This window comes from Pseudomonas sp. PS01298 (assembly GCF_029959745.1).
In the GTDB taxonomy this organism is placed as follows: domain Bacteria; phylum Pseudomonadota; class Gammaproteobacteria; order Pseudomonadales; family Pseudomonadaceae; genus Aquipseudomonas; species Aquipseudomonas aylmerensis.
Genome location: NZ_JASCPP010000094.1, coordinates 17,304 through 27,097 on the forward strand (window position 1 = coordinate 17,304; position 9,794 = coordinate 27,097).

The window sequence follows — 9,794 nt, forward strand, 5'->3', positions numbered from 1 at the left end:
ATGCAGATCAAAACCCTGGCCGCACTCGGCCTGGCCCTGTGCGCCGGCTTCGCACACGCCGACGCTACCCTCGACAAGATCCAGCAGCGCCACGCCATCAGCGTCGGTGTGATTCTCAGTGGTCCGCCGTTCGGCACCCTCGACCCGAAGACCGGCGAGCACCTGGGCTACAACGTCGAACTGGCCAAGGGCATCGGCCAGGCGCTGGGCGTCGAGACCCGGACAGTCTCGGTGCTGGCGCCCAACCGCGTGCAGTTCCTGCAGCAGGGCAAGGTCGACATCCTGATCGCCAATATGCAGTTCACCGAAGAGCGCGCCGAGATCCTCGACTACGTGCCGACGCCGTATGAGGAAGTCGGCGGCGCGGCCTTGATTCGCAAGGGTGCGGGCATCACCCAGTGGGCCGACCTCAAGGACAAACCGGTGTGCGTGTCCCAGGGCAGCAACTTCATCAAGCCACTGCAGGAGACCTACGGCGCGCAGATCAAGGCGTTCCGCAGCCAGTCCGAATCGCTGTTGTCGCTGCGCGGCAATGGCTGCGTGGCGGCGGTGCACGTCAGCCCGACCATGCACGCATTGCTCAGCGATGCCGAGTGGGCCGGTTATGAGATCCCGTTGCCGGGCGACCTGATCCCGTCCAAATCGGTGATCTGGATTCGCAAGGGCGAACACGACACCCAGGCCAAGCTCGATGCCATTGTGCGCGACTGGCACAAGAGCGGCTTCCTGATCGCCCTCGGCGAGCGTACCGGCATGGCGCCGTCCCAGGCCCTGCGCGACCTGCACGAGCACTACAGCCATGAGTGATGCGTTGTTCGCCACCTTGCAACAACTGCTCGGCGCGGCCCATGTACACCGCAATGACGAGGCGGCGCAGTACCTCACCGACAAGCAGGGGCGCTACACCGGGCAGGTGATTGCGGCGGTACACCCGGCGAACACTGAGGAAGTGGCGGCGGTGGTGCGCGCCTGCGTGGCGTTGAAGGCACCGATCGTGGTGCAGGGTGGCAACACCGGCCTGATGGCCGGTGCCACGCCGGATGCCAGCGGGCGTTCGGTGTTGCTGCTGCTCGACCGCATGAACCGCGTGCGCCAGGTCGATACCGACAATGACACCCTCACGGTGGAAGCCGGCTGTATCCTGCAACACGTGCAGGACGTGGCCCGCGCTGCCGGCCGCCTGTTCCCCCTGAGCCTCGGTGCCGAGGGCAGTTGCACGATTGGCGGCAACCTCGGCACGAATGCCGGCGGCACGGCCGTGCTGCGTTACGGCAACACCCGTGAGTTGACCCTGGGCCTGGAAGTGGTGACCGCCGAAGGCGAGATCTGGCACGGCCTGCGCGGTCTGCGCAAGGACAACACCGGCTACGACCTGCGCGATTTGTACATTGGCAGCGAAGGCACGCTCGGTATTATTACCGCGGCCACCCTGAAGCTGTTCCCGCAGCCCTTGGCCCAGGCCACCGCCCTGCTGGCCTTTGACCAACTGGCCCAGGCCGTGGCGTTCCTGTCCCACGCCCGCGCCGGTTTTGGCGCCAATCTCACGGCCTTCGAATTGCTCAGCGCCGATTGCCTGGCGTTGCTGCGCGAGCAGTTCCCGGACGGCCCGCAGCCGTTCAAGGGCGCGAGCCAGCCTTGGTTTGCCTTGATCGAACTCTCTGACAACCACGGCGAACAGCATGCCCGCGAAGCCTTTGAACGCGTGCTCGGTGAAGCCTTCGAGCAGGCCTTGATCGCAGACGCGCTGATTGCCGAAAGCCTGGCGCAAAGCGAAGCACTGTGGCTGCTGCGCGAGAACATGAGCGAGGCGCAAAAGCGCGCCGGGCGCAATATGAAGCACGATATCTCGGTACCGATTTCCCAGGTGGTGGCTTTCGTCGCGCACACGGATGCCGTGCTCCAGCAGCATTTCCCCGGCGTGCGCAACTTCACCTTCGGCCACCTCGGCGACGGCAACCTGCATTACAACGTGGCGCATCCACTCGATTCGACGGTGGAGGCGCACATGGCGCAGTACGCCGAGTTGAGCGCGATGGTGCACGACAGCGCGCACGCGCATGGCGGCTCGATCAGTGCCGAGCACGGCATCGGCCAGCGCAAGGTGGGCATGCTGGGTCGCTATAAAAGCGCGGTGGAACTGGACCTGATGCGCCGCATCAAGCAGGCGCTGGATCCGCACAACCTGCTCAATCCCGGCAAAGTCCTCGAGGTGCAGCCATGAACGTACGCCTGTCCCGGCGCGTGCAGCGGGTGTCGCTGTCCGCCAATGCCGCCGCCAAGTCCCGCGCCACCGAACTGCGGGAGGCCGGTCGTGACATCCTCGACCTCACCACCGGCGAGCCGGACTTCGACACCCCGGAGCACATCAAGCAGGCCGCCTATGCGGCCATCGCTGCGGGTGCCACCAAGTACACGCCGACGCCGGGCGTAAAGGCCTTGCGGGTGGCGGTGCAGCGCAAGCTGGCCGCAGAAAACCACCTGGATTATCCGCTGGCGTCGATTGTGATCGCCAACGGCGCCAAGCAGATCATCTTCAATGCTTTCGCCGCCACCCTGGATGACGGCGATGAAGTGCTGGTGCCGACGCCGTACTGGCCGTCATTTCCCGACAGCGTGCGCTTCAACGGGGGCGAGCCGGTCTTGATCGAGTGCGGCCTGGCGCAGGGCTGCAAGCTGCTGCCGGCCCAGTTGGAACAGCACATCAGTGCGCACACGCGCTGGCTGATTCTCAACGGCCCGGGCAACCCCAGCGGCGCGGTGTACAGCACCACCGAGTTGCAGGCGTTGGCCGCGGTGCTGCGTCGCCATCCCCAGGTGCTGGTGCTGCTGGATGAACTGTATGAACACATCCGCTTCGACGGTCGCCCGGCCCAGAGCCTGTTGAACGTCGCTCCGGACCTGCAGGACCGGTGCCTGCTGGTGGGCGGCGTGTCCAAGACCTACGCCATGACCGGCTGGCGCATCGGCTTTGGCGCGGGGCCGAAAACCCTGACCGACGCCATGGCGGTGGTGCAATCGCAATCGACCTCCGGTGCTTCTTCGGTTGGCCAGGCGGCGGCGTTGGCGGCGTACACCGGCGGGCTGGATTTTCTCGCCGAGCAGGTTGCGGCGTATCAATTGCGCCGGGACATCCTGGTCGCCGCGCTGGAAAACGTCGACGGTCTGCAAGTGCTGGAACCCCAGGGTGGCTTCTTCGTCTTCGTGCGTTGCGCCGGGCTGCTGGGGCGTTCTCGTCCCGATGGCCAGCGCATCGACAACGACGGCGACGTGGTCGCCTGGTTGCTGGAGGAGGGCGTGGCCGGGGTGGCAGGTAGCGCCTATGGGTTGTCACCGTGGTTTCGCCTGTCGATTGCCACCGCGACCGAGAGTGTCGCCGAAGCGGGGCGGCGGATCGCGACCGCCTGCGGGAAGTTGCAATGATGGAGCTGTTCGTCCACTGGGCTGCCGGTATCGGCCTGAACTACAACTTTCTGCTCGATGCCTATCAGCGCGGCACGCTGGTGCAGGGCGCGCTGACCACGGGGCTGCTGTGCCTGTTCACCATTATCGGCAGCCTGCTCGCGGGTATCAGCCTGGCGGCGATGCTGACGTCCGGCAACCCGTGGCTGGCCAAGCCAGCGCGGGTGTTTATCGAGGTCACGCGCAACACGCCGACCCTGGTGCAGCTGTACTGCGCGTTCCTGGTGCTGAACATGCTGCTGACCCAGGCGGTCGGCGCGGCCAACCCGCTCACGCCGTTCGCCTGGGTGGTGATCGTCATCTCCCTGCACAAGGGCGCATTCCATGCCGAGGCCCTGCGCGCCGGCATCGAGGCGGTGCCCGCCGTGACCCTGGAAGCCGCCAGTTCGCTGGCCTTCAGCAGCCGCCAATTATTGTGGAATGTGCAGCTGCCGCTGGCCCTGCGTTTTGCCCTGCCGTCGCTGATCAACAACCTGATCGACCTGGTAAAGATGACCGCCGTGGCCTCGGCGATTGCGGTGGGTGACATCACCTACGCCGCGATCATGATCTGGACCCAGAGCGACAACGTGCTGGAACTGATGATCCTGATCCTGAGCTTCTTCGGCCTGCTGAGTTTTATCGTCAATTGTGTGGGGCGCTGGCTCGAAGCGCGCCTGAGGATGCCCGGCTATGGCCATTGATTCATTCCCGGTGCTGTCGGCCTTGCTGCAATGGTCGCCGGCGCTGGTTGCAGGCTTTGGCCAGAACATCCTCATCAGCCTGTTGGCGATTGGCATTGGTTCGGTGCTGGGCCTGTTGATCGGCGCCCTGGCGCTATCGCCATTGGGGGCTATCGCGCGGCTGTGGGTGCAGGTATTTCGCAATGCGCCGTGGCTGGTACTGATCTATTTCACCACCTACGTGTTTCCGTTCGAGATTCATATCGGCAGCAGCTACGTGTCGTTTCCCGACTGGATCAAGGTCACCATCGGCCTGGCCCTGCCGGCCAGCGCCAACGTCGCGGAAATCTTTCGTGGCGCCATCGGCTCGATCCCCAGCACTCAGTGGGAAGCCGCGCGTTCGCTGGCGTTCACCCGTGGCCAGCTGTTCCGTTCGATCATCCTGCCGCAGTGCTTCAAGCGCATGTTGCCACCGTGGATGAACCTCTACGCGGTGGTCACCATGGGCACCGCGCTGGCGTCGCTGGTGGGCGTGCATGACGTGATCGACACCGCGCAGATTGCCAGCAACACCGTGAACATGACCGGTTTTACCGTGGTGATCTACCTCAGCCTGCTGGTGCTGTTCTTTGCCTATTGCTACCCGATTTCCCGTCTCACCCAACACCTGGAGCGCCGCTATGCCTTCTATTGAACCCCTGGTGAGCCTGCGGGATGTCCACCTGTCGTTCGGCGCCAACCCGGTGCTCAAGGGCATCGATCTTGAGGTGCTGCGCGGCCAGGCGGTGTCGATCATCGGCCCGTCGGGCTCGGGCAAGTCCACGATCCTGCGCTGCATCACCGGGCTGTTGCAGCCCCAGCGCGGCAGCATCCGCGTGGGCCAGACCCAGGTCGACACGCTGGCCCAGGAGGCCCAGCGCATCGAGTTGCGCAAGCGCGTCGGTTTTGTGTTCCAGCAATACAACCTGTTCCCGCACTTGTCGGTGCTGGAGAACCTGGTGATCGCCCCGCGCAAGGTGCTCGGGCGCAATCGTGCCGATGCAGAAAAAGACGCGCGGGCACTGTTGGCCAAGGTGCGCATGGAGCACAAGGCCGATGCCTATCCCGGCCAGCTCTCCGGTGGCCAGCAGCAGCGCGTGGCGATTGCCCGTGCCCTGGCGATGCGCCCGGAACTGATCCTGTTCGACGAAGTGACTTCGGCGCTCGATCCGGAAACCGTCGGCGAAGTGCTGACGGTGATCCGCGAGCTGACCGAGGAGGGCATGACCTGCGTGTTGGTCACCCACGAAATGCGCTTCGCCGAAGAGATCAGCGACGTCGTGTACTTCACCGAAAACGGCGTGATTGTCGAGCATGGCAGCGCCGCGCAGATTTTCCAGAACCCGACCAGCGAACGCACCCAGACGTTCCTGCGACATGCCCTGGGCGACTCCGGGCGCCGTGGCCCGATCGCCCATGATCCGTACCTGTTGACCAATTTGAGCCGTTACAGCCTGTCAGTCTGATAAGAGGAAAACCGTCATGAGTAGCGAAAACCGTGCTGCTGTTATCGAAGCGTTCCTGCAGCAAATCCGCGTCATCAACCAGCGCGGCGTAGACCGCGCGGCCCTGGTGGAAATCGTCGGCCTGCTGGAAAACCTCGCCGAGCGGCGCGACCTGTTCAACTTCGATGAATTCCCCGCGCCGGTGCCGGGGCAGGGCAGTACCGCCTTCCGCTATCGCCTGAATGACGATGGCGACACTCCGACGCTGTACCTCAACTCGCTGTTGCCGGGCAAAAGCACAATCGCGCATAACCACGAGACGTGGGCAATCATCAGTGCGGTGGAAGGCCAGGAAATCAATTACGTCTACGCGCGCAGTGATGAGGGCCGTGAGCCGGGCTTCACCACCCTGACGCTTGAGAAAGAAGTGATCGTGCAACCGGGCACCTCGATTTCGTTCCTCGGTGAAGACCTGCACGGCATCAAGGTCGAAGGCGAGCAGGCGACGTTGCACTTCCATCTCTACGGCTTGCCGCTGGAGTCGCTGAACGGCCGGTATGGCGTGGAAGCGGACGGCCGCATCCTCAACTACAACGCCTCGCAGATGGCGCCTTCCATCAAGGCGTATTTGTAAGCACTCCTGAGGATCGTTCCCACGCTCTGCGTGGGAACGCAGGTTGTGACGCTCTGCGTCACGCCAGACACCGGGACGCAGAGCGTCCCAAACGACATTCCCACGCAGAGCGTGGGAATGATCAAAGGGCGGGGTTTTTATGATTGATCTGTACTACTGGCCCACCGGCAACGGCCTCAAGGTCGGGATCCTGCTCGAAGAGCTGGGCTTGGATTACCGCCTGGTGCCGGTGAATATCCGGGAAGGCCAGCAAAAGCACGCCGACTTCCAGCGCATCAGCGCCAACGGGCGTATCCCGGCGATTGTCGACCACCGTCCCGAGGTGTCGTTGAGCCTGTTCGAGTCCGGCGCGATCCTCAATTACCTGGCCGACAGCGCCGGGCAATTCCTGCCACCGGCCGGCACTGCCGAGCGGCAGAAGGTCCAGGAATGGCTGTTCTGGCAGGTCGGGCATATCACCCCGTATCTCAGCCAGTTGCAGCTGTTCAAGGAGAAGGCCCCCGAGCCGATTGCCTTCGCCCTCGACCTGTTGAATGCCGAAGCCACGCGCCTGTACCGGGTGCTGGAGCAGCGCCTGGCCGAAGTGCCGTATGTGGCCGGCGAGTACTCGGTGGCAGACATGGCGATTTTTCCGTGGATCCAGCCGTTGCGCCAGGGCCAGCAGTTGGCGGACTACCCGCATATCCAGGCCTGGCGCTTGCGCATCCAGGCGCGGCCGGCGGTGCAGCGTGCCTATGCCAAGGGTCGCGAAGTGGCACCGGGCGAACGTTCGTTGGCGTTGCAGTAACTCTTTTCTTACTTTGTTGGGACTTCCATGAGCCAGACCATCACCCCAAGTCAACTGCAGCAATGGCTGTTCGACGGGCAGGAAATCGCCGTATTCGACGTGCGCGAACACGGGCAATACGGCGAGGCCCACCTGTTCCATGGGGTGAACCTGCCCTATAGCCGCCTGGAGCTGGAGGTACGCCGCCTGGCGCCCAACCCGCAGGTGCGCCTGGTGATCTACGACCAGGATGGCGGTGAAGTCGCGGCACTGGCGGCGGCGCGGTTGCAGGCGCTGGGCTACCGCCGCGTGCAGGTGCTTGAAGGTGGCGCGCAGGGTTGGCAGGCCGCCGGTTTGCAGCTGTTTGCCGGGGTGCATGTGCCGTCCAAGGCCTTTGGCGAGCTGGTCGAGGAGGCCAGCCACACGCCTCACGTCACCGCGCGGCAACTGGCCGAGTGGCAGGCGCGTGGCGAGCCGCTGGTGGTGCTCGACGGGCGGCCGTTCGAGGAGTACCGCAAGATGACCATTCCCGGTTCGATCTGCTGCCCCAACGGCGAGCTGGGCTATCGCGTGCATGATCTGGTGCCGGATGACCGCACGCCGATCGTGGTCAACTGCGCCGGGCGTACGCGCAGCATTATCGGCGCGCAGACGCTGATCAACCTGGGCTTGAAAAACCCGATCTACGCCCTGGAAAACGGCACCCAGGGCTGGTACCTGGAAGACTTCCAGCTGGAGCATGGCAGCACCCGCCGCTATGCCGAGCAGGTCAACGGCGACCTGGCCTCCCAGCGCCAGGCTGCGCGGCAACTGGCTGAGCGGGCAGGGGTGACGACGGTGTCGGCGGATCAGGTTCGCCAATGGGCCGATGACGCGCAACGCAGCCTGTTCCTGTGTGATGTGCGCACTGGCGAAGAGTTTGCCCTGGGCACGTTGCCCGGCGCGCAACACACGCCTGGCGGGCAGTTGATCCAGTCCACCGACCTGTACATCGGCGTGCGCCAGGCGCGCATTGTGCTGGTGGACAGCGATGGCGTGCGCGCACCGATTGTCGCCAGCTGGCTGCGGCAGTTGGGGCATGAGGCCTACGTGCTGAGCGGCGGTATCGACAGTGGCCTGGCCCTGCCGGTGTTGCAGCCGGTGGCGTATGAGCCGTTGCCGTTGATCAGCCCCGAGGCGCTGGCGGCGCAATTGAGTGAGGTAAACCTGGTCGATCTGCGCCCGAGCATGGTGTATCGCAAGGGGCATATTGCCGGCTCCACCTGGTCGATTCGTGCGCAGCTTAAAACCGATCAGCGTCCGCTGGTACTGGTGGCGGATGACCCTGCAGTCGCGGCCTTCGCGGCCCAAGGGCTGTCGGCTCGATTGCTCGACGGCGGCCTCGCTGCCTGGGCAGCGGCCGGCCTGCCGGTCAACGAAGACCCGCAAAACCCGCCCGACGCGCAGTGCATCGACTTCCTGTTCTTCACCCATGACCGCCATAGCGGCAACAAGGACGCCGCCCGCCAGTACCTGGCCTGGGAAATCGGCCTGTTGGCGCAAATGAGTGAGGCGGAAATCGCCAGCCTCAAACCCTTGGCGCCGCCGTCACGCGTGCGCACGCGGTTGATCCACGCCGCGCGTACCGAAAAGGGCCACGGTGGCCGCGCAGTCAATGTGCCGATCACGCGCCTGAGCACGGTGCTGTTCGACAACCTGGCGCAAATGCGCGACGCCCGTGCCCGTCGCGACAGCGAGCGCGTGCTGACCTACGGCGCGCGCGGCAACCCGACCTCCCACGCGCTGGAAGATCTGGTGAGCGAACTCGAAGGTGGCTATCGCACGCGTCTCTACGGCACGGGCCTGGCGGCAGCGGCCCAGGTGTTCCTGGCCTATCTGCGCCCCGGCGATCATGTGCTGATCACCGATGCGGTGTACTCGCCGGTGCGCAAACTGGCCTGCGAGTTTCTCCAGCCCTTCGGCATCGAGGTGAGTTACTTCTCGCCGGATGGCAAGGATTTGGAGGCGCAACTGCAAGCCAATACCCGGCTGGTCTACGCCGAAGTGCCGGGCTCGCTGCTGTATGAGCTGTGCGATTTGCCTGCGCTTGCGGCACTGTGCAAGCCGCGCAACATCCTGCTGGCCGTCGACAACACCTGGGGCTCAGGCTACCTGTACCGGCCGCTGGCATTGGGCGCGGACATCTCGATCATGGCCCTGACCAAATACCTCGGCGGGCACAGTGACGTGATGATGGGCAGCGTGTGCACCACCGAGGCCGCATGGCCGGCGCTGGGCAAAATGAGTGACACCTTCGGCAACTCGGTGAGTGCCGACGATGCCTACCTGATCCTGCGCGGTGCACGCACCCTGGCGTCGCGCCTGGATGTGCACGAACGCCAGGCCGTGGACATTGCCCTGTGGTTGCAGGCGCAGCCGCAGGTCAAGCGCGTGTTCCACCCCGCGCTGCCCGAGCATCCGGGGCATGCGCTGTGGCGTCGCGACTTCACCGGCAGCAATGGGTTGTTGTCGTTTGAGTTGGCCAGTGCCGATGCCGGCTACGTCGAACGCTTTATCGACGGCTTGCAGCTGTTTGGCCTGGGGGCTTCGTGGGGCGGCTATGAAAGCCTGGTCACCGTGGCCGACACCCAGGACCGCGACAGCGCATCCGACCGGGCGTTGAACCCGGTGGTGCGTTTGCATATCGGTCTGGAAGATGTGGCGGCGCTGATCGAGGACCTGCAGCGCGGGTTTGCGCTGGCAGGTTGAGGCCTGCGCGCTCCCACGCAAGGTGGGAGCGCGCAGCCGGT

General features: G+C 64.7%; 9 protein-coding genes. All 9 read left to right on the forward strand.

Annotation, left to right across the window (positions count from 1 at the left end; translation table 11 throughout):
• The 9 genes from QMX97_RS25000 to metC all read left to right on the forward strand — a co-directional run bounded on the left by QMX97_RS25000 (position 1) and on the right by metC (position 9,753).
• Entirely contained in the window at positions 1 to 807 is an 807-nt protein-coding gene (locus tag QMX97_RS25000) for a transporter substrate-binding domain-containing protein (RefSeq protein WP_106804038.1), read from the forward strand.
• The gene (locus QMX97_RS25005; RefSeq protein ID WP_120448488.1) at positions 800 to 2,221 is read left to right on the forward strand and encodes an FAD-binding oxidoreductase; all 1,422 of its coding nucleotides are present in this window, start codon (positions 800 to 802) and stop codon (positions 2,219 to 2,221) included. Before QMX97_RS25000 ends, QMX97_RS25005 begins: the two co-directional genes overlap by 8 nt.
• Complete coding sequence (locus tag QMX97_RS25010) at positions 2,218 to 3,420, forward strand: aminotransferase class I/II-fold pyridoxal phosphate-dependent enzyme (protein WP_282397786.1); 1,203 nt, start codon at positions 2,218 to 2,220, stop codon at positions 3,418 to 3,420. The genes QMX97_RS25005 and QMX97_RS25010 overlap by 4 nt, the downstream gene beginning before the upstream one ends.
• The gene (locus tag QMX97_RS25015) at positions 3,417 to 4,142 is read left to right on the forward strand and encodes an amino acid ABC transporter permease (RefSeq protein ID WP_106804036.1); all 726 of its coding nucleotides are present in this window, start codon (positions 3,417 to 3,419) and stop codon (positions 4,140 to 4,142) included. Before QMX97_RS25010 ends, QMX97_RS25015 begins: the two co-directional genes overlap by 4 nt.
• Positions 4,132 to 4,815, forward strand: a complete 684-nt coding sequence (locus QMX97_RS25020) for an amino acid ABC transporter permease (RefSeq protein WP_282397787.1) — start codon at positions 4,132 to 4,134, stop codon at positions 4,813 to 4,815. The genes QMX97_RS25015 and QMX97_RS25020 overlap by 11 nt, the downstream gene beginning before the upstream one ends.
• On the forward strand, positions 4,802 to 5,626 hold the full coding sequence (locus QMX97_RS25025; protein WP_282397788.1) for an amino acid ABC transporter ATP-binding protein: 825 nt from the start codon (positions 4,802 to 4,804) through the stop codon (positions 5,624 to 5,626). The genes QMX97_RS25020 and QMX97_RS25025 overlap by 14 nt, the downstream gene beginning before the upstream one ends.
• A gap of 16 nt (positions 5,627 to 5,642) precedes the next feature.
• A complete protein-coding gene (locus tag QMX97_RS25030; RefSeq protein ID WP_065904952.1) occupies positions 5,643 to 6,239 on the forward strand; it encodes a cysteine dioxygenase in 597 nt (198 codons plus the stop codon).
• A 139-nt stretch (positions 6,240 to 6,378) separates the two neighbouring features.
• Complete coding sequence (locus QMX97_RS25035; protein WP_282397789.1) at positions 6,379 to 7,026, forward strand: glutathione S-transferase N-terminal domain-containing protein; 648 nt, start codon at positions 6,379 to 6,381, stop codon at positions 7,024 to 7,026.
• A 27-nt stretch (positions 7,027 to 7,053) separates the two neighbouring features.
• Complete coding sequence (gene metC, locus QMX97_RS25040) at positions 7,054 to 9,753, forward strand: cystathionine beta-lyase (RefSeq protein WP_282397790.1); 2,700 nt, start codon at positions 7,054 to 7,056, stop codon at positions 9,751 to 9,753.
• Positions 9,754 to 9,794: the final 41 nt, after the last annotated feature.

Excerpts from the sequence above, each read along its gene's own strand:
- QMX97_RS25035 (WP_282397789.1), top strand. The coding sequence starts at position 6,379 with ATGATTGATCTGTACTACTGGCCCACCGGCAACGGCCTCAAGGTCGGG.
- QMX97_RS25010 (WP_282397786.1), top strand. The coding sequence starts at position 2,218 with ATGAACGTACGCCTGTCCCGGCGCGTGCAGCGGGTGTCGCTGTCCGCC.
- QMX97_RS25030 (WP_065904952.1), top strand. The coding sequence starts at position 5,643 with ATGAGTAGCGAAAACCGTGCTGCTGTTATCGAAGCGTTCCTGCAGCAA.
- QMX97_RS25005 (WP_120448488.1), top strand. The coding sequence starts at position 800 with ATGAGTGATGCGTTGTTCGCCACCTTGCAACAACTGCTCGGCGCGGCC.
- QMX97_RS25000 (WP_106804038.1), top strand. The coding sequence starts at position 1 with ATGCAGATCAAAACCCTGGCCGCACTCGGCCTGGCCCTGTGCGCCGGC.
- QMX97_RS25015 (WP_106804036.1), top strand. The coding sequence starts at position 3,417 with ATGATGGAGCTGTTCGTCCACTGGGCTGCCGGTATCGGCCTGAACTAC.
- QMX97_RS25025 (WP_282397788.1), top strand. The coding sequence starts at position 4,802 with ATGCCTTCTATTGAACCCCTGGTGAGCCTGCGGGATGTCCACCTGTCG.
- metC (WP_282397790.1), top strand. The coding sequence starts at position 7,054 with ATGAGCCAGACCATCACCCCAAGTCAACTGCAGCAATGGCTGTTCGAC.
- QMX97_RS25020 (WP_282397787.1), top strand. The coding sequence starts at position 4,132 with ATGGCCATTGATTCATTCCCGGTGCTGTCGGCCTTGCTGCAATGGTCG.